The organism is Blastopirellula marina, assembly GCF_002967715.1.
In the GTDB taxonomy this organism is placed as follows: Bacteria; Planctomycetota; Planctomycetia; order Pirellulales; family Pirellulaceae; genus Bremerella; species Bremerella marina_B.
On record NZ_PUIA01000074.1, the window covers coordinates 242,154 to 265,336 of the forward strand.

The 23,183-nt window shown below is 52.1% G+C and carries 1 protein-coding gene (only partly in view); it reads right to left on the reverse strand.

Features of this window, described 5'->3' with window-relative positions; translation table 11 throughout:
* Positions 1–16: 16 nt before the first annotated feature.
* Positions 17–23,183, reverse strand: the 3' portion of a protein-coding gene (locus tag C5Y96_RS23300) for a leucine-rich repeat domain-containing protein (RefSeq protein ID WP_146115783.1). Its footprint extends 13,760 nt past the window's final position; 23,167 of the gene's 36,927 nt are visible here — the last part of the coding sequence; its start codon lies off the right edge, out of view — the gene reads right to left on this strand; the stop codon is at positions 17–19.

The following is a 23,183-nucleotide window of genomic DNA, read 5'->3' on the forward strand; positions in this document are numbered from 1 at the left end:
AGTACTTGCCCTTGGACTAAGAAGATGAACCATCTTCCGAGTCATCTTCTCCCGATAGCTGCCAAACCTCTTTCGCGAGCAGATCAAGGAGTTCTGCTTCGTCGTATTCATTCGGCAAATCGTTCGTATCTTCCAAATTCTGCTGGGTTAACCATTCTTCAGCGGTTAATGGCCCAATCTGGTCTTGGTCGAAGAGCAGATCAGCTTCCTGTTCGTATCTTCTTAGGCCGCTCTGATGCAGGCGAACATGCTGCGAATCAATGCGGCTAATCATTCCTTCCGAATCGTCCTCTTCACCGAGATACCATTGCCATGGGTCCGCGGCCGTTTCTTCAATCTGACTTGTTTCGCGAGGTATGACTTCACTCGGTGCCGTAGAACCCGAGTGAACTTCTATCGCAGATAATGGAGCGACATCTAAAGAAATCGTTTCGATCTCGCATACCGACAGCGTCGGCGTAAGTCCTATATCTGTAGAAACGTTATCGACCTCTACCGTGGGTGTTGATATTGGGACCTGCTGTTCGGACTGGTCCGCGAAGGCAGCCGTGGGATTTTCACCGAGAGTCAGCGACGCACTTGCTACCATCAGGTTAAGTACATTCTGCTGAAGTTCTTCGTTGGTCAGACTGGTGCCACCACGGAATGGGTACAAATTGGCAGCGGGGAAGCCAAAGAGCACAACCTGGATAATGTTCCCATCGGTAGAAGCTCCGACCATGCTGTCTTCGTTGACATCAAGCATGCCGGAATCCCGTAGCTGAATAATATTCTGCTCTATTTCAGCGGCGGTAAGCGTTGAGGTTCCCTTAAAAAGATCGAGGTTGGACTGTGGGAAACCAAAGAGAACCGAAAGGACTAGGTTGCCGTCGGTTGACGCGTCAACCTGGCCATCTTCATTCACGTCAAGTGGAGCGAAGCCCGACGCATCATCGTCGATAATCGTCCCGGCAACGCTGGTCGATTGGAGTGTCGCATTGATCGGATTGGAAAGCTTTACCAAAAATGTCTCGCCCGCCTCTTGCAATGTGTCGTTGGCGATCGGCACACGGATGGTCAGAGGGCCTGTACTGTAAGGGGCAAAGGTGATACTTCCAAATGCGCGACTATAGTCGCTTCCTCCAATTGCTCGACTGCTTGACTGGGCCGCGTAGTCGACTCCTGTATCAAACTGGAACGACACCGGTTCCGCGCTTGCATTGGACAACGTGACTTGGAAATAAATCGCCGCTCCGTCCGCCTCGGTTGCTTGAGCCGGCGCAACAGTCACAACTGGCCGCTGGTCGTTCTCAATAATCCCGACAGGCAGAGCATGTACAGGCGTGCCCGAATAGGCGGAGTCAGATCCGGTCACCATTGCCTGGATAAGTGAAGTCGCCTCGTTTGCACCTTCAAAGATGCTATCATCGAAGGCTGTTACCGATACCTGCTGGACTAGACTACCGCCGGGCAGGAACGTCAATGTGGTTTGCGATAGCGTAACTTGCGAATCGTGAATCAGCGTGACCGTTACTGGTGCGATTGGGTCGATCGAAAGAGCAATCGCAATATTCCCCGAAGCAGCCCCTTCTTGCAGCGTGAGCACGCCACTTACAGCAGTGAGCTTAACCTCGGCGACCTGGACCATCCAAGTTGACGGAGTAAGATGCGATTCCGTATTTCCTGCGGGTGCCAAACCAAGGTCATTGATGGCAACGGAAGCTGTATAGTTTCCGCCCCGCGAATAAATATGCCGAGCAATATCCGCTTGTCCGGTAACGACAGGTACGGTTAACGTACTTCCTGTTCCCTCAAAATCAATCGTTGCCCGATGAATGTCGTCAAGGCCAGGATCGACAAAGTTGAGATTACGCAAAGAGACGACTTCGCCCACTCCGACTCGACTGATTCCCGCCCCTGCCTGACCATCCAAAGCGAAGCTCAATGAGGTGGGTTCAACATTCGCGATGGAGACAGGGTAGATGACCGACGCCTCTTCACCGCTGTCATCAACTATCAAAAGCTCGACAACATAGTTGCCTTCCTGGCGGGCGTCGAAACTAATCGTCGGCAACGACTGCCCTGCGGTAAGATGCCCTATCTGCTCGACGACGACTCGCTGCTGCGAGTCAACAATTCGCCAGCGATAGTCGTGTTGGTCCGTTGTGCCCGGATCACTAAACGATCCAGTAAACAGTAGCGTCTGACCTTCGACGGGAGGTGTAGCAATTGGATCGAAACCGATCACCAACCCCTGCGGGGCCACATTCTGAATCGACAACTGGGATAGTGCCTCAACCACTCCTCCGTCGCCGTCATCAACGCGTAAACGAAGTGTCTGGCTGAACGGCCCCCCTTGAATTCCAAGGGATAATAGTGCCGACCATGGGACAGAAACATTATCGCCAGTCGCAATCCCTAGTTCTTGACCTAAGAACTCGCCGTCGCCGTCGAGATCAATGTCCCAGTGGAAGGTCAATGGGTCAACGTTTCCGCCTGCATCGTTAGCAATAGCAGTTAGTGTTAGACCGGATCCTTCGTCGATCGTGAATAGTTCAGATATATCCGCTATTAATGGCGAGGTATTTGTGATCTGAATTGGCTGGGACAGTGAGCCGGTGACCATTCCGCCATCCCCATCAGTCACTTCAACACTGACAAGGTAGTTGCCGTTATCAGCATAAAGATGCGTAATTTCGAGAAGTGTTGCCCCAGAGGAAAGAGTGACCTGTTCTTGCTGGCCATCTTGCCAATCAATGTTGAATGTCAGCGAGTCTCGGCGGCCGGGATCTGTTACCTCGACCACCAGCGTGGCAAGCTCACCTTCAGATGCCGAGCTTGCAGACAACGAAAGGATCTCAGGATCGAGATTATTGACGGTGACAGCGAAGGTTTGTGGGGCAGACTGAATTTGACCATCACTCAAGATCACGGTGACCATGTACTGGCCTGTTGTTCCTTCGTCGGCATAGAAGTGACTCAGAAGTGTTTCAGGGAGCGTCCTCGTTAGTGATGTTCCATTACCATGCAGTTCGAACTCTACATTGTCTGAGCCGTCTCCCCAGTCTACCTGCACAGTAAGCTCGTCCGAAGTTCCTCCCTCCCAGACGAGTCCGGAAAGCTGTACGGCCTCTCCTTCGTTGACGGTCGTAGTCAAGGTCGCATCGAGAATAGGAGCTACGTTATCCGCGACAAACACGAATGACTCGGATACAAGTAGTTCGGGATTATCATCATCTGATACGTGCAGCGTTACCCAATAGGTACCTTCATTCTGGGGAATCAATTCGTATTGACGCCCAATGTAGGTCACTTCCTGCCCATTGTCCGAAGTGATCTCCCAGGAGAATACGTAGTCATCTGCGACCAGATTACCAAGCAGCGGATAAATGTCGCTTCCGTTGACAATCTCCTTCACGAAATTCGCTGCATCGAGAATGACTGGTGTGCCTTCTTCTCCTTGAGTTGGCGCTTGAGTAGCTCCACTCGTGAAGTCAATCGCTAGTTCCGCGTTCGAGACATTTGCGAGAATGACATCTTCGTAACGTGTCCCTTGATCCAAATCCATTACCACGAGTGTCAGCGTATAGAGCCCCTGATCGGGCGCTAAGAAGTCAAAATGCGGCTGACTTACGGTCGGATCGAATAGAACTTCGGAGCTTGTATCCGTGACTACACCCAACTGATTTTTGACAATCCATTGATATGCGTAGTTACTACCATCACTCTGGCCGGCGTCCGATACGGTGGCAGAGAAGGTGCGCAGTTGCCCTTCGACGATCGTATCTCCCTTGTAGCCCGCATCTCCGTCCTCGATTCTTACAACAGTAAATCGCCCGAAGTCGACACCACCTAGCAACACATTGCTTGTCACAGGGAATCGCGAAATGTCAAACGCATAGACATTGGAAACGGGACCGTTGATGTCATTTCCAACCAGATCACTCGCGAGACCTGCAAAGACCACAACGCGACCATCGCCACTGACGGTGGCTGCAACCGAAGAGTCGTCAGCACTACCGGTCGCGTCATTGTTCATGCTGACGAGAATGGTACGGTCTGCCTGGAAGTCGTAGGCAAACACATCCTCAAGCGTTCCGTTTAAATCATTAGGGATCACCAAAGGTGAAGTACTGCGATAGACGACAACTTGCCCGTTATCGCTGATCCGGGGAGCATATGCGTCTCCCGAACCGCCGCTACTGACCTGCTCTAAATCACCTGTGATGCGTTCGAGTCGGAACACTTCCTGTTCAGCCAGAGGAGAGGTAGTTACGAAGGCGACAAATTGTCCATCTCCACTGATGACCGCATCGGAAGATGCGCCGTATCCGGTCGTGAGGTTCTGGCTTATCGGAGTAATCGACAGTTGCACGCGATCGTAGAGAAACACGTCGGCCACATCGTTGATGTCTCCGCCCTGAAGCAAATTCGCGGCATCACTCTCGAAAACAATGAACCTTCCATCATCGCTCAGCGAAGGCCGGCTTGATACGCCCGCGGCTGACGTGGCACTTCCGGTTCCTACATTGGCTGCACTCACTAGTGTGACGACTTGTCCCTGACGGTCGAAAACGTAAACGTCCCGATTTCCATTGAGATCATTTGAAAGGAGAGGAGCTGTCGACGAGAACGCAACGAAGTTTCCATCACCGCTGATTGTGACTTCGCCGGAGACTCCAATGCCAGTCGTCCCATTCGATCGACGACTGGCGAGTTGTACCGTACTGGTCGCAGTGTTGTACACAAAGACATCTGTGAACCCATTGGAATCAAGCGTACCGGCCGTCAAGTTCGAAGCATTGCTTAAAAACGCAATATATTGACCATCGTCGCTGATAACGGGATCGAAAGAGTCGTCGTTGCCACTCCCCGTACCTAGCGAGTCGACACTTACCAGCCGTGTTTGCCCTGACACGAGATTTCGGACGAAGATGTCACGGCGATTGTCCGCATCGGAGGATGTCAAGTTTCCGGCAACGCTCTCAAACGCTACGTAGCGACCATCTCCACTAATCACGGGATTCCCGGACGCGGCGTTACCTGCCGCAATGCCATCAGGCGTAACACTAATCAGGAACACCTTTTCAGTCTGGCGATCACGCAGATAGACGTCATCTGCATGGTTTGTGTCTTGCGATACAAGTGCCGTGCCGGTGACAAACACAACGTAGCGCCCATCGTCACTTAATTGTTGAGAACCGATGCGGTCATTACCCAATTCACTTCCCAGAAGCGGAGTAGACGGATAAGAAGGCAGGGCAGGGGAATGGGATGACGCTAACAAGTTGATCGGAGAGGACTCCCGCCAATTGCTTACGAAGAGGTCCGGAAGATCATCAAGGTCGGCCGGGTGAACGTCAACCGCCGTGCTTTCAAAGCTGATCAGCAGACCGTCAGCACTAATTGCCGGAAGCCTCGCGGATCCTTCAGCCGTGTCAAGACGATCCTCACGAACACTAATCGCATAGTTGATCCCTGGCTGCTGGACGTCATAGGCAAACACATCCGCCTGGCCGTTGCTGTCATTGGCAACCAGATTGTCTGCATCACTGAGGTAGGTAATATACCGACCATCTTGGCTGATCAATGGGGAATACGAGGCACCATTCCCCCCCGCAGTCCCTGAATCACTGCGGCTTATCAGGATGTTTTGCTGCGTGGTCAGGTTTCTCACCACAACGTCATTCAAAGAAGACAGCGTCACACCAGGAACTAGGTTGGTAACTTTGCTCTCGAAAACAACAGACGTTCCGTCTCCACTGATCATTGCGTTGCCAGACACGCCAAATCCGCTGCTACCTGTGGTCAGAACGCTTACCAGTTCCGTGGTGGTATCAGTGACGTTGCGGACAAAGACATCCTGTAGAAACGAGTTGGCATCATTTAAGACAAGGTTCGAGGCACTGCTCTCGAAGGCAATCAAATTTCCATCATCGCTAATCGTAGGCCGTCGAGAAACGCGGCTACCTGCGGCAGCCCCCGTCTGATTCACCGAAATCAGCACAACCGAATTCGATTGTAGATCGTATCGGAAGACGTCGCTTGCGTTATTGGTATCTGGCAAAGATGTTAGATTCTTTGCCCGGCTCTCGAAGGCAATATAGCGACCATCTGGAGTCATCGTCGGTCCGGACGATTCACCATCACCACTGCCGGTTTTCGCTACATTGATACTTACAAGATGAGTTTGCCCACCTGCCAAGTCGCGTGCATAGACATCAGCAACTGTTCCATTGCTGTCCAATTCACCAGCCACCAAATTACTGGCTTCGCTCTCGAAAGCGATGACGCTGCCGTCTCCGTTGATCACACTTCCGAATGAATTTCCGTTACCCGAGCCGTTGCCTTCGGAGTTGACGGAAACCAGCACAATTTCACTGGTTTGAATATCGAATCGATAAATATCCCATCCTGCATCCATATCAAGTGGTGCCAGATCAGTCGATGCACTCTCAAAGGCAACGAACTTTCCGTCAGCACTAATGACTGGGTTTAATGAGGCATTATTCCCGGAAAGTCCCGTCTGCGATTTGCTGACCAGGCTTACCTGAGCCGTTTGACGATCGAAGAGATAGACGTCGGAAACGCTATTGGTGTCTTCCAGCACAAGTGGATCAATGCTCGAGAAGACGTAATACCGACCATCGTCGCTCAGGACACGACGGCGATGCTGATCTGAAGTCTGACTTCCAGATACCTTCGGCGTAACAATTGCTACATTCTCGACGCCGTATGTCACCGACGGAATGGACGTGTTCAGGGACTGACTGGAAGTGTATTGGCGAACAGTTTCTCCCTGCGGATTGATGCCATGGAAATGGTACTTACCCGCAGTATCCGAAACTGTTAATGGTTCTCCGGCGTCATATTGTGAATTGTCATTGCGATCGAGATAGAACAGTGTTCCTTCCTGCGGGGGTTCGTAGTTGGCATCGAGTGGGTTTGTGCTTTCGCGGATACCACTGGCATTGAGATCCTCGAAACTCGTCCCTTCAATTCCGCCTGCGGATACGATTACTGAGAATCGCTGTTCTGCCGCACGACCTCGATAGGCATCATTGCCGACATAGCGATCGGTCGCTGTTACAGAAATCGTTGCCGCGCCGTACATCTCCTCACTAGCATAAACGAATAATTGATCATCGATTACGGTCAACTGGATTCGCGGATCACTGCTTATGGCGGAAAAGATTACCTGGGCACCCCCCGGATGGTTGGCCGAAAGTGTGATTTGGCGTGTCTCGAATGAGGATACCAACTGCGTCGGAATTCCAGCGAAGGCAATTGGATCATCCTCATCCTTCTTGACCAGAATTCCAGCATGACTGGAGGCCAGTGTCGGCACAATATAGTCGTGCGCTGCATCATCGAGTGGGTTCCCCCGCAGGTCGATTAGATTAAGTTCCGACAGTACCTGCGGTTCACGCACTAGCCGCACCGCGTCAGCGGCCAAATTACCATTACTCCCATTGGTGAGCGTTACTTGAAGTTCGCCGTCCAGCGTTGCAGCCGTGCCAATCTTCTGCCAAATACGTGAATCACCCTCTAAAGTGGTTCCCACTGGATCGACTCGCTGGTTGATCACCGCCGCAAACAACGGATCACTCGATTGCGAATCATAGGCTTGGTAAATGGCTCGGCTCGTTCGGCTTTCGTGACTAGGCCACGTTACATAGACCGCGTAAACTCCATTCTCAAGGCCATCGAACGCGAACTCGGCGGACGCTCCGGTGTCTAGTCCCGGCGTGATGCGGTAGTCACCCTCGAACGCGTTCTCATTCGAGCCACCGCTCCAGAAGTTGCCTGTTTCGCTATAACCACGGTCGTGGTCATCAACCATCGCCTGGCCAGCCAAAACATCGATACTGGACAAGAAATTATCCCTCAGGTTGATCTCTCGCAAAGACGCCAAGTTGCCCAGCGGTCGCGGGTCTGCGATGTGATTTCCTGACAGATCGAGATACTCAAGAGAGACGAGGTTATGGAGTGGGCCAACACCGTCTGTCAGATCAATATCCTTGTTTGGATCGGTCGGATCGTAATCGTCACGAATCATTAAACCGGCTACGCTTAACCAACGCAGATTTTCCAGTTCTTTCAGGTGTGAAAGCTCGATTTCACTGCCTGATTGATAATCGAGACTAACGTACGTCAAGAATAGTAATTCGCTTAGCGGTGCGAGAGCATCTATTCCGTCTAACGAGTTGAAATCAGCAACGAGTCCCCGAAGGAGTCGAGCGCCACTCTCAGTGCCTACCAGATCAATAGCCGCTTGCTCGTTCTTCGATCGAACAAGATCTAACCCGTCAAAATCCTCTCGCCCCGTGAAGCGTCCAGGGGTAAGAGGTGCAAGATCTAAGATTGAGTTATTCGCGATATTCAGATGCTGTAGATTGGTCAGGAACTCTAGACCGCTCAGTGAGGTGACACCGCGATTACTTACATCCAGGTAGGTAATTTCCGCTAGGTCTTTTGCAGAGAAGGGAATCTCCAAGCGAGGATCGTTGGCTTGAAGCGGGGGATTGGCGTAAATAAGTTCAGCAATCGCCTGTCGCAACTGGGGGTCTTCGATCTCAACATCTGGGTTGATATTCCGGGTGACCGTTGCTCCCGTTTCGCTGGCAACAGAGTCTATCTGGAATTCATCCGTTGCTAAGTCACGAATCTCCGATGGATCCGCAACGAATTGATCGTGACCTGTATCTCCAAAGACAATGTCAACATCCTCATTCGAGAAGATCGTATCGTCCCCATCACCGCCATGGATCACGTCACGGTCGGGGTTATGGTAAGTTACCCGTGTTTGCCCTGCGAAAGGCGCGTTGATTTCGAAGGTGATCGGCAATGAGGTTGGGTTTCCATCTCCATCCACGGGTCCGCTTCCACCGCCAGTAACCTCGGGATCATACAGGCGGACAAAATAGGTTGCCGCATCGAATTCCCTCATGTCAACAAGACTCGCTCGTTCTGCCATCACCGCGCCATCACTGCGAATGATGTCCATTAAGATGCCATTCGAGCGAGGATTGATCTCCAAGCGAGTTTCCCCGACGGTATCGGCGGCGGGATCAACCGTGCTCCGCTGAATATTCAAGCGGATATACGGGTCCTGCATTTCTACTCGCAACGATACACGAGTTAACCCCCTGGCTACAAAATCGCGTAATGTCTCCAGAAGCCACGGATCTTGTGCATCTTCAGAGCCAAATCTCGCGACTCCTGTTTCGTCAAAGATTTCAAGTTCTCGAGATAGGGCCGTCTGAAGGGGATCATGATTGTCGAGGTAGTCTAGATCAATGACGCCATCCCCCTCGTCCGCTAGGACGGTGATTCGTAAAGAAGCACCGAGATCTTCAACAACGGGACGTGCATCAGTTTCACCAAAAGACCTTTCGCCTTCAGCAAATGTTTTCCAAAGCGTCTGACCGGCAGCTGTCGTAAAGAATACCCGTCCTTGACCATCCGAACGAGCAAGCACGTCCTGCGGATCAATTAGGCTCTGGTCCGATTGAGCAGCGACTTGTTCGGCAATTTGTCCATCGGAAAGATGCCAAAGTCTCTCCGCGCCTTGTGCATCTTCAGCGATAAAATAGAGGTCTGAGCCGCTTGGAATTAGCTGCGAAGGCAGAGAAGACGTCGTCAAGACAAAGCTGGTAGTAACCGCAGTTCCCATCGATCGCCACAGGCCTGTGCCACCACGTCCATTGTCACTTGTGGCATAGAAGTAAAGATCATTACCTACAGCGGTGGGAAGGGAAATGTCGTCAAAGTCAGATGCCAATAGCTCTGCAACGGTCGGTGCAGACGGATTGACGACAATGAGGTCCTGGTTGGGTATCGAGCGAACGACGAACAAGCGATTTTCGCTGGCAGTGACACTTTCTACGCCGACGACCTGTTGTCCGCCTTCGGTCACAACATCGATTCCACTGCCATCGGGTTTAACGTACCAGAGCCGGAAATCCGTATCTTGATTGCGAGCGCTCACGTATACATGCTCGCTGGAAGGACCGAACGCTGCAATTTGGTTCACGGAAGAGATGGTGTCGATCTGCTCGGCTTGCGGAACGAGTACCGCTTGAGTGCCCGGCGTAACACGCCACAGCCCAAAACGCCCATTGATTGCGTTGTTTGCCAGGAAATACAGCGTATCCTGCCCTCCAAATTGGGCGGCAGTCAGGTCTTGTGTAACAGAGAACGATTGTCCCCCGCTGCGGGTTAACTCGGAGATGGTTGATCCATCAATCTGGTAGAGTTTGCCACCGTCGCTGAAGAATATGTGACCACCAAGCGTGACAATTTCATCGGTGGCTGATAGATCGAACTGAATGGAAGAGGTCAGGGGTTCGGCGACCGTACTCCCACTGGGAACCCGCCACCACTGATTATCCTTCTGGCCTAAAAAGTAGAGATCATCCGAGTCGTTGACAATAAAACGGCTCGGCTCCGGCAGGGTTCTGCCTAGAGCATCGGTCACTAGATGTGTATCGGCCACCGTTCCTTCCGTGGTTCTCCACAATGCTCCATCAGCGCTAAAGAACAACTGGCTGCCAACAAAGGCCGCGTGCTGCAAGTTGATCTCTTGCGGAAAACGCAAAACTTCTGCCTGATAATCGAGTGCTAGATTCGCTTCGCGTAGCAACTCCTCCGGATCATCTGCATACTTGGCCAGTGACGACAAGTCAAACTGGAATAGTCCGGCTTCCGTGCCTCCATTGCCAACGCGAAGATCGCTCGGACGGACCGTTGTTGGCTCAAGGTACGGATCGGCGAGCATATCGAACGTTAGCGAAACATTATCCGCATAGTGCCCTTGAAATTCCGATGCGGACACGTCGTTATCGAAGCCATCTTCTACTGCGATCAGCGAAATCGCCAGGTACGTTGCTCCAACTGGTACCGTGTATGTAACACTCGCTTGCTCCCATGTCGACTTGTCGGTATCGGAAAATAGGCTCGAAGTCGCCTGACTGATGGCAGATTGTTGTGCCGAGCCAAAGTCTTCCATCGATCCGCTGTAGGCCGAGATCGTAACACGAAATTCGGTATCAGGCATGTCTGGTGGTATGAGCGACTCATTTACCAGTCGATTGAAGTAACTGGTGAGTGTCGCTTCAACATTTCCACTTTGACCGATACCTGGATAAGAACTCAAATCAACTAACTGAACCGCGTTTGATTGAGTGAACGTCGATCCGCCAGGCATATCAGGAGTAGGTGTCGTCCGATCAAATCGCAGCATGTAGCCGCCGTCTTGCGGTATCACCAGCGATCCAAATAGATCGTCCGAGGTCACTACCGAGGTTAGATCCCCGCCCCAAATTCCCGGCAAGGTCGGCAAATCTCCAGGTGAATGACGAGAGAGATTTTCAAAGCTCGAATTCTCGAGTAGGCGTCCTCCCAAAAGTATCTGGACAGCATCCTGGGATTCCAAAGAGAGTGGGGCATAAGGTTTCGGACCAACCTGAATGTAATTCCCTGGTAGTCCGTCACCAAGTGTTGTGAACTGGAACCAACTCTCCCCATTGTCAAGCTCAGCTCTAAAGGATTCAGGACGGCCGGTAGCGCGATTTACAACAAATTCGCCACTACCTGTGATCACGCGATTGGCTAAGACCTGAATTCCTGAATCCGGAATCAAGTCTCTATTACCGCTGCCTTCAACGACGTAGATCCTACCGGCATCGGTGATCAGGTTACCACTGGCAACGTCGAAGCCAGACGCCCCCAATACAATGTCATCAAAGCGATCGGCGTTCGTATTTAGCCCAGGGGAAGTGGCTAAATGGGTAATGACCCCAGCACTACCGCCGCCGATGATTCGGACATCTGCCGAGGTGACGCGAACCTGTCCCGAGTGCTGAAGGATGTCCCAGAAGACGTAAGCGGTCCCTTCGACTGCCTTACTTCCAACCTTGGTGACTTCCAGTACGGCGACGTCCGTCTTGAAATCTCCGTCATAATCACCGGCGGTTGCCTGAAGCGAGACTGAAGCGCCACTTTTGGTAGACGCTTTGATAGTAACAACATGCTCACTTCCACCATTAGTTCCCAGGTAGATGGCAAGATCGTTGTTAATTGCCAGTGCATAATCATCAAGGCCATCTCCGTTCAAATCACCTAGATCTACCCTCGACTCTGGAGAAGAAATCACCGTCGGAATTAACGTAGTCGGATATCGCTCAGGAGTGCGACTGCCGGCGATGTATCCCACAGGACTACCGTCTGAGGCGAGCACAATATCGTCGTAACCATCCCCATCGATGTCCATCGGCCCGACAAGGAGGTCCGGGCCATCAATGTTCAATTGTGCATGATTGATAACCATGTCCGCCCGCGAAGAGATCGACTCCACAGTGCTAAAATCGATTGGACCGAGCAGAACATAGCTCTTGGTTGTTGCGTTGGGCGAAGCCCCGGTAGCGATAAAATCTTGGAATGAGTCACCATTGATGTCCCCCAAAAGCCGCAGTTGAGAGAGCTGTTCTGAGGCGAAACTGCCCAGGAGTCCCATTCCATTGGCAACACTGACCTTTTCTCCGGATTGCAGGTCAATATCCTGCTCAGTTGCTGGCGTCACAAACCCTGCCGGTGTCGCCAGGGGATAGTCGAAGAATGAATCGGGATCGTCCAGACCGCCAGTAAACTCAGGTGGAGATTTGACAATTGGTTGTCCGGTCAAGACGTGGAGATTGATATCTACCAAAGAATCCGCAATGGCAAGTTCTGCAAATGGATTGCTTTTGTCCGGATCGCTCGACAATCGATTCGCGTTAACATTGCCGACTGTTCCAAAGAAATAACGTGGGGTTTCGTTGTCGTCTTCCAGATACAGCGGACTGCCTGTTTCGATCACCAAGTCCGGGCGCTGCAACAGCCGGGACGTGCTAAAGTCGCCGACTTTGCCGCCCAGCACCACATGACCAACGGCATGTTTTAACTGGGCACCACTTCCGTCGATTCTAAACGAATCTTCAGCAACAATAGTTCCTACATCGTCCAGCCCATCGCCATTAATATCTCCCAGTCCTATCACCCCAGAAACGCTTTCAAGATGAATCGGGGAGAAGCTGCCACCACGGAAGATATATGATTCGGTGCCTAAATTTAATGCGAAATCCTGGCGAGGCGATGGATCTACGCCGTTTCCATCGAGAACGATTCCACTGTCCGGCAGAATGTTACCCAACGGTTCCAAAACAGCATTGGAATACATTGAAGAGGACGTCCACGATACATCAGCAATCGATGTAATCACGTCAGAAGTGATTCCATGCTCGCCGTATAACACGTATACGCTGCTTGCGGAAGCCCCAGCTGTCCTTTCGCTGAAGATCGCAATGTCGCCTCGATCGCCATTTACCTTGTTTCCGAGACCATTGAAGTCACCGATGCCAGCTACACTCAATCCAAGGTGATCACCAGGCTGAGCACCGACAATGATGGTATCGGGGGTAATGACTTCTTCGAGTTTCGTTCGAACAACTATGTCATCGACATACCAACCTTCGTAGTTATTATTCGAAGAGTCTCCAGTATCGAAGCTGAATTGCAATCGAACTTCTTGCCCCTGGAAGGCGGAAAGGTCCACTTCGATCGATTCCCAAGCTCCAGCCGTATTTGCGGAAAGGCTGTCATCTTCGGTGGATAGCAAGAGCACCGTCCCAGATCCCGTAATCAGGCTCACTTCAGCGATATCGAACGACGTGGCGAGTTCCCTGTCCAATAAGTGATTGAAGTGCAACTGGATAGCCTGTCCCGTACCGAGATTCGGCAAGACAATCGGGCTGGACACCAAGACTCCGCTAGTTCGGGAATCGGTGTTGTAAGTTCCGGTTTGCTCAACTCCAAACCAAAAGCTTGCATCACCAGTATGGACAGAATCGTTTCCACGTCGCTGTGTTACATGCCAGAGCCCCGTCGCTTGCCAGTCATCACTTGTTGGAGCAGCCACAGAATCGCTGAAGTCAACAGAATACACAATACCCGTCGATCGCCATTGCTCCGAGCCATGATATACCCGTACTTCACCAGCTGCATTGGCTTCGTCAGGCAAACCAACAGCAAGATCATCGGCCCCATCTCCGCCGACATCGCCGACCGAAGACAACGATAACAAGCCTGTGCCAAGGTTCCGAAGTACGATATCCGAGGTTAGCGGTGTCGATGCATTGCCCAAATTAAATACATTGGGATCAAGGACGTTTGCCGTTAAATAGATTGTCTGTGACCATGGATTTCTCTGTCCATCGATCCAACCCAAGTTAGCCCGAAGGGGGTGCTCTAGGTCCATCGGGATGATACCGGTAGGATCCTCGACCAGGGAGATTTCTAGCGACTGGCCCGCAACGAGACGCAGACGAATCCGCCCCGATTCGTCTACCAAAGCGGTTACTTGTGTTCCGATTCCTGCTCGTGTCAGGCCCAAATTGAGCGCCGTCAAGTTCCCCTGTGCATTAGCCTCGCTGGCAAGTACTTCGACCGACTGCCACGTACCACCATCGAGCTGAACCCAAAAACTCGCATCCCGGGCAATCGTATCAGGGTTCGTCTTGCCGACGATATCGAATGCGTCATCGCGACCCAGCAGAATATGGACTTGTCCTTCGATACCACTGTTCGACAAACCGATGGCTAGATCAACAATTCCATCCCCATTGAAGTCGCCTGACGTAAAGACAGTCTGTGGGTCTCCGAGAGTTCCGAGAACCGCGGCTGGAATTGCAAAATCTACGGTGCGTGCAGGTGAAATTGATTCACCCCCGAAATAGAGTCGAGCAACATTTCCTTCCACTGATTCCAATACATGCCCAATGAAGTCATCGTAACCGTCTCCATTCATATCGCCGATCGGAATCACGACGGGCCTATCCGCTGCATCTGCTGGAGTTAGCGAAGTACCTTCCTTCGCGGCATCAACATCGATTGTTGTGCCTAGCTTTTGATCCGCGAGAAATTTCAGCTCGTAGGTTGATCCGAAAGGTTCAACGAGGGCTGGATTGCCGAGCTGTTGGCTGCGTAGTGGATTGGACGTATTTTCCTTAAGGAAGAGGTCACTTTCAGTAACGCCATCCACGGTAAGGATCTCTAAGTGCTGACCGGTCGTACTCCAGAAAGCTAGTCGTCCATCCAATTCACCGACGCGAATCGTCGAGGGGAGTTGTGACTGAATCGCGTTGAGCAAATCCGTCATGCTTTGCCGCGAGGCAGCGTACGTCAAACTGACTTCAACGTCCCCTAGGGCCAGCAATGGGTCTTCAGAACTAAACACTCGAATTGAGAAATCGGCGAAGTCACTTATACCAGGCTGTGAGTCGCTGCCGACGGCGAAGTTGGTCACGCGCTGCGAGCCAACCACAGCGTACGAATACGGATTGACAACTCGAATCAGATAATACTCAGGTACACCAGCGAACTCTTCAACAGGTACGACATGGACAGCCTCACTGGGATCAATGTCAATCCCTGGGAATAACTGAACAGTCAGGTCGTTCTGTTGAGTTTCGTCTGACCTGAGGGAGTTAAAGATTTGTTGTGAGATTGCATCCAATCGATCGTCCGATCGTCGGAAGACTACTTCCAACATGTCGCGAGTTAACAGTGCGGACGTGGCATCGCCAAACGAAGCCTGGGCCCCTACGGAGAACGCAGGAGGCGCTGGCACGACAAACCAGTCAGCAAAATCGCCGAGATGGAAGTTTAGTCCTTCGACGACTGGGCTTCGATCTAGCTCTCGGAATAGGACGCTATAGTCGACTGATATCAGCGCGGCATTCGAAGGCTCGTCATTGCGGCCGGCGGCATCGCCGGAAGCAATTTCAAACCTATCTGGAGTAATTTGTGAAGGACCACCAGCAATCCAGTCGTTCTCGCTACCACCGAAGACCTGGTCGTTTCCTCCACCACCACGAATGACATCTAAGCCAGCGCCACCATCGATGATGTCATTACCGGCACCGCCAAACAGGCGGTCATTCCCAGGCCCACCGAGAATCGTCAGATTCCCAAGTTGGGCTTGCTGCGAGAAATCCTGAGGATCGATCCCCCATTCACTTCCACCGATCAGATATTCGGGATCGGCATGAACTTCGTCGTCCCCCGACTGGGTATTTATGACGAATGATTCTACAGTGCTATCCCCGAACTGATCTTTCGTGACTTGGAAGAAAGCATAGTGTTGCAACTCTTCGCCAGTTAAATCATCTGCAATCGCAAATCGCTGCTGTTCGACATTCCAAACTTTGCTAGTTACTTCGTATCGGTGAAGAATCGTGTTGTAGCGTACGGCTACATTGTCGGGAACTTCACGCCCCAGGGAATCGAGATCGCCTCCGAGGAACAAGACCCGATCTTCCCCTTCACCACCGTCAAAGCGATCGTTGTATGTTGGAATAAAGGTTCGCTGATCTCCTTCACCAACAAACCGTTCTGTCGATTTAATGAGTGGAAGTCCAGAGGGGACAATCTGGAACGTATCACGGCCTGGACCACCCCACATCAGGTCGCTTGCTTGAGCATCGGCACCACCGTTGAGAACGTCGTCACCTTCTTCGCCGAAAATCCACTCCTCGCCAGAACCGCCTGACAGTCGGTCGTTACCGGTTCCCCCTAGGATAATATCGCGTCGAACGATCGACAGGGTATTCGACAAATCGACTACCAATTGATGGCTGGCATCCGGCTTGATTTGGGTGTCCCCAGGCAGGACACCAATTGCTGGAAGCAGTTCGTAGTCTGCGGAGTTTTCGTTGGCAACATCCGTACTCGATACACGGAGGTAATAGTCTCCTTCCGGCAGGCTTTCCAGATGTACAAACACTGTGGAACTAATATCGGTGCGAGCCGTCCTAAGCAGCGGCAGCCCAAAGTCGTCCAATTCAACGGTACCAGTTTCGTCGAAGTATTGCAGGACGTTGCCATTCGCATCGAGCAACTCCAGCAGAATTGGTTTGGTAGACTGAAGTCGCGAGAGGGTAATGCGATCATCCGCAGATCCGACGGACGATTCCGGTAGTGCCTCACTCGAGTTGGGGAGAGGACGAGGTTCAGGTTTGAAATGAAATCGGTAGTAGTCAACATCGTCGCCACTATGCAGTGTTAGGTTACTAACGAGACCGACGTTAGCAATGTCCGGAATACTCGCGGCTTGTGCTAATTGATCATTGCCTGCGATACCTTCCATGAAATCCTGCGTTATGACATCGAGTTGATATCGTGTCGGAACACGGTCAGTATCAATATGAAGGTAATACGGCGTGCCTGCGGTCAGCCCCAGCCCCGCCAAGTCGAGACGGTGTACGGCACCTCGTTGGGCTGCTGTTTGGGCCAAAACGACATTGCTGTCTAAATCGTATCCGTTTCCATCAAACTGATACAACTTGAACGTTAGGCGGTCTTCGGCGGAAAGACTGGTCAATTCAATTGCATCGCCAGAAGCAGGATCGTCAGCAAGAATGAAAGTAAACCAATCCTCGTCCACGACGCTATCAATCGTCAGTCCGACAATGGTTTGAGACCTGTCTAATGTTAGCTGGTTATCACCAACAAGGCCTTCCGCTGGAATTCTTAATGCGTCTGTCGCAGTGACATTTGGGCTTTCGATTAGCAAGACCGTTTCATCATTCGCCTCATTGGTCACAAAACCAATTGAATCGCCAAATCGTCTCGCAGAAACCAGATCGCCAAGGATAAGATCGCCAGCACCTGCTACTGGGGTCTTGAGCAAACTAGCGTTAATATCCTCGATGAGGTCATCCAGGTTCGCATTATCTGGTAGCTGAAGGTTGTCAACTGTCTGGTACGCTTTGATCGTTACGGTTGTTGGGTCCGAAACGGACGCGCTACCTATTCCCCGATATGGAAGGGACACGATCAGATTAAATTGCGCATCCTGTGACAACTGACCATTGAAATCACCAGGGACAGGCAATCCGACCGCGGCTGTCGGTGCCGTGAGGACAACCGCATTGCTTGGGCTCTCATTTCCCTGCGCCTCTTCGCTCGCATCCGGCAGGATTGCCGAGCCTTCCTGAATGTCAACAATGTCATCACCAGCACCGGCATCGATCCAGACAGAGCGTGTCACTGTCGGACCGACAATAACTTGATCATTCCCATCTAAAGCATCAATAATGATCGCCTGGAAATCTCCCTCTGGCGGCAGTAGTCCACGAACATCGACCTCGTTTCGCTGCTCGCGAATAGAAATCTGACCTTCGCTGTAGTGAAACTGCTCCGAAGCGACTGCATTCATTCCCATGATCGCCAAGGCAGGTTCGGCCCGCTGCTCTGGCGTAAGTTGAGTACGAGAGAACTCTGACGCAAGCTCAAACCGAATTGACTCGCGGCTCTTACCGTTGAGCTGCGTTTCAACCACTTTACGGGCTTCGATTTGGTTCAGCCCCATTGAGGAGTTACGGAATCCACTCGCTAGAAGTGCATCATTGAGATCTTGCACCAAGTCATCGATACTTCGGTTATCGAGCGTTGCAGCTTGCAACACTTTGACCTCGACAGGCTGACCTCCAAACAAGCTAAGAAAGAATACCGCGTCGCCGGTAAGCTGGCCTTGCCGGTGTTCAGCCAGGTCGACCAGCCCGAGTGCGAGTTCTGCAGCCGCGTTGGGCGTTTCTATGCGTAAGTGGCGGGCAGACGATAGTTGTAATCGTCCGTTAACAAGTCCTGCGGTCACTTGGCCTTCTAATCCGGCAGATACAAGCGCGGCCTGGACTGCCACGAGCACTTCCTCTGAGGAGCCATCAACAGATGTCTCGGCTGCCGGAACGGCAACTTCGACTGACTGCCCATCGTCAACAACTAGCAGGAACGTCGCATCGCTGTTCAAGGAATCAGGTAGAGTGGCGTTGCCCGTGACAAATGCCTGAACGGGCAATTGCCCCGTGAGGTGGTGATCGAAGAATTGATCTTCCGGGTTCCAGATCGGGGCCCCATTTTCATCCACGGCGTCAAAGTCGAGCTGAACCTGTGCGTCAAACGTGAAGTTGCCGTTGTTACCCGTAAGACGGGTAATCAGATGACGACCTTGAAGGACGCTATTGGGTTCGGTGACGTAGTCGACTGTAATCACGTCGTCCAGGTTGCTGCCGCCGTAGTACCAGACCTGATTCGACTGCTTGGCATATTCTTTCCACTCGTCACCTGCTAAGTTTCCATCAAGTGATTGGAAGGTTTCTCCACGTCGATTGAATAGCGTATCCGACTGACCAGCAGGAGCGCCGTTACCATAAAGGAAATCAAGGCCCGTTCCACCAAACAGAGAATCCGCGGCGATTGAGCTGCCAAGCATCCGGTTAAGCCCGGTATCTTCCGCAGAAATGGTAAAGTCGAGTTCCAACACCCCTTCGGCACCCACACTTGGCAATAGTTCATACTGTAGCGGGAAGTCACCACTTCCGTACACTTCCAGCGTATATGTGCCTGCGGCCCTTCCGACCAGGCTTAAATCGATATTCGGCTGTAGAGAGGTATCGATTGCCAGGACTTCTTCGCCTGCGGAATCGAGAATCCGCGCAATGAGAATCCCAGTTCCTTTCAGATGGCGAAGAGAGATGGTATCGTCTGCCGTTCCAACCTCACTAAGCTGAAACTTGATCCTATCAACATCATCTTCCGCTTCGATAGCGAGGCCGAAGATTCTGGCAAGTGATTCAATCGAGATCAGTTGTGCCTGCTGAAGCGTCAAGCCGGTAAACTGACTGAGTTTTTGTGCGTCGTCCAAATCGATGGCGACGCGTGTGTCGTCTCGCAAGTTCCCAGCGGGGTCGACAAAGACACCGAATTGTCCGGTATCGATCGAGAGTGACAAGACATCTGCAGAGAACGTCAGCTGCCCTTCCGACAACATTCCAACGGTTACCGGAACGATCATCGAATCCAATACCGATTGCAGGTCGTCGACCAGGTCCGCCCGACTTTCATTGTCGACGGTCATCTCTGCTGGCAAAGTAATATGGACCGGTTCGTGATCGTCCCAGGCCAGGACGAATTCGGCTGGTTTGTTCAGTACCCCATTTACTGGCATGGGCGCGAACGCACTCAAAACGGCTAAGCCGTCTTCCCGATTCGCCATAGCTCCATCCATGAAATGCAAGGGCCCCGATGGCTCGACGCTCCAGGCGAACAAGATGTTCTTTCCACGGCCCCCTAGGACGTCATCGTTACCAGTACCAGCGTATAGCACGTCGAAGTCCGAGGCATCGCCTACTCCCGAATCGCCCCAGATTCGGTCATCTCCTCCCATACCGAACACCAGGTCACTACCAGACCCGCCATCGAGACGATCTCTTGCATTCGATCCGCGAAGAATGTCATCGCCGGGACCACCATCAAGAACCGCAACGAAGTCATCACTACGACTGATCAGCGCAGAAACATCCACCGCGCTGAGGCCTTCCGCCATCTCGATTACGTCATTTCCACTTAAACCGGAAATACGGAACTGCTCTACGAGAGGAGAACCGTCAGCCCGACGCCACTTACCAAGTAGCGTTTCAACATGCAAATCAGGGCGTTTGAGTTTCGTCACCAGGCGTTCTGAACCCTGCAGTCCAACCGCCATCCCCAATTCACTGAGGTTACTTCCGGCAGTCAATGCCAACTCGGCTTTCCGTCCCAGCCCAGTGGTTACGAATGCAATTTGCCGAGTCCCAATGGCAACGGCCTCGACCAGGCCAGACAATGGAGTCGAATCAATGACCACGGATATCGCAGCGGCCAAGTCACGAATCGTACCATGATCGAAAACCGGAAGTGAAATGCTACCTGTAATCTGTTGATCCAGAGTAAGCGTCAGTTCGACAGGCCCGGTGATGATCGGATCAATTTCGACTTCGAGACTCGAAACAACAGCGACTTCTTCAGAAAGTCGGATAATGTCATCCCCTGTCGTTCCCTCGATAAGAACAATATCGGTGGCGTTGTCATCCGGCCCGCTCAGTTGATCTCCGAAACGGTAATGCCCATCCAAGTCGTCACCGAATTCAGAGTAGGTGCCCGTATCGAGCACCATCATATCGATGCCGCCATCGCCAAACAGCTGATCGCTTCCATCCTGACCTTCGATCCAGTCGGAATCGGCTCCGCCACGAATGAAGTCGCGACCACCACCGCCATACAACTGGTCCTCACCCGAACCGCCGCGGATGATATCGTCACCACCTAGCGTGTCAGCTTCCGAGTTCGTCGCATAATTGGGGCCCCGCAAATAGTCACCTAATATGACATCATTGCCGGCACCCCCGATCAAGACTTCCCGACGAATATTGCCATAAAGAAAGTCACCGCCACCTCCCCCGAATAGCTGATCGCCCGCCATGCTGATTTGCGTCACGCGATCAACTTCTGCATAGGCATACAGGTAGTCGATTCCATCGCCGCCAAATAGTCGCTGACCATCCAAACTACCAAAAAAATCCCCAACGTCACCGAACACATGGTCCGAGCCAGCATCACCCATGACGACATCAATTCCTGCGTCGCCATGCACAATATCGTCGTTGGCCCCACCACGAACTAAGTCATTGCCAGAGCCTCCTAGAACCAGGTCATTCCCTGAACCACCATCGATATAGTCAGGATCTTCCTGGCCATCGATGTCGTCCTGATCTCCACCGCCGAACACGAAGTCACGGCCGGAACCTGCCCGGATCATATCTTTACCGTCGTCAAAGTCGCCTTCGATGGAGACTCCACCAACAAGGACGGGCATTAAATTCAGGGGCAGGTAACCCGTGGCGGTAGGGAACTCTGCTTCGGCATTCAAAACATCAACAGGAACCTCGAATGCCGCTGGATCATCCCGGTTCAAATCATTCGGGCCGAAGACCTGGTAGCCACCGAAGATGATATCACTTCCCCCACGGCCGAAAATCAAATCGTCTCCAAGGTGCCCTTCAACCCAGTCGTCACCGTCGCCAGCATCCACATAATCATCGCCAGTTCCCGCGAAGACGATATCTTGTCCCAGACGGGCGATAACGTAATCGTCTCCTGAATCGGCATAGATGAGATCATTGTCACTTAGCGTTGGATTATCTGAACCTGAGTCGATATAGTCGTCTTGCGCTCCAGCAAAAACTTCGTCATTGCCACCGTAAGAAAAGATTTTATCTTCGCCGAACGACGATTGGATAAAGTCTGGGCCTTCATCGGTGAAGATTGTGTCACTGTGATCTGACGGAACACCTGGCATCGCCGAAGCATCGACGCGATCACCGTAGATCACGTTCTTGTCGGTGTCTCGCCCGCCACCGAACTGGTAAAGCCCCGCAACAATGATGTCCCTTCCCCAGCCACCGATGATGAAGTCTGATCCACTACCACTTTCGATCGTGTCGTCGCCATCTCCTGCATCGATTGTATCTGTGGATTCGATGTCCAGACGCTGCAGGTCAACAAGAACCCCAAACTGGTGAAATACAGCAAGTTCTAGGAACTGAACCTGTGATTCACGGACGGTCGAGTAGATTCGATCGTCGCCATAACCACCAGTAATATGATTGATACCACCAAAGGCAACCACCAGGTCACTTCCGAACCCGCTATCGATTGTGTCGTTGCCGTGGTCGGTATAGATGCGGTCGGCATGGTCTTCCGCATCCCCAGGAAAAGCACCGCTATTGACCGGATCACCGTAGACAACATTGTGGTCGAGAACGTTTCCTAACTCGTCGACATGATCGCTACTACCAAGCAGGTCGACACTGGCGACAATCAAATCCGCTCCCCAGCCGCCGTAAATCGTATCGCTGCCGCGGTATGTGTGCACTTCATCGTCACCTTCGCCCGCGTGAACGATGTCGTTTCCTTCGTCTGTAAAGATCAGATCCCCATGATCGGAGCGATTGCCAGGAATGGCTTGATCATCGTCACGATCACCCCACACGATGTTTTCATCCGTCTGGCTTCCGCCACCATCACGTGAAGCACCCGCGATGATCGTATCGGCCCCCCACCCGCCGACGACAAAGTCACTGCCTTCACCGGCGTCAATTTCATCGTCTCCAACCCCCGCGCGTATCGTATCGTTGCCTGCGAAGGTAGTAATAATGTCCGATCCAAAACCGGAAATGACGATGTCAGGGCCAGCATCGCCAAAGATATAGTCGCGATGCGATCCAAGTTCGTTGCCTGGATTCAGGTCGCCATCTTCCAGATCGCCGTACACGGTATTGGCATCATCT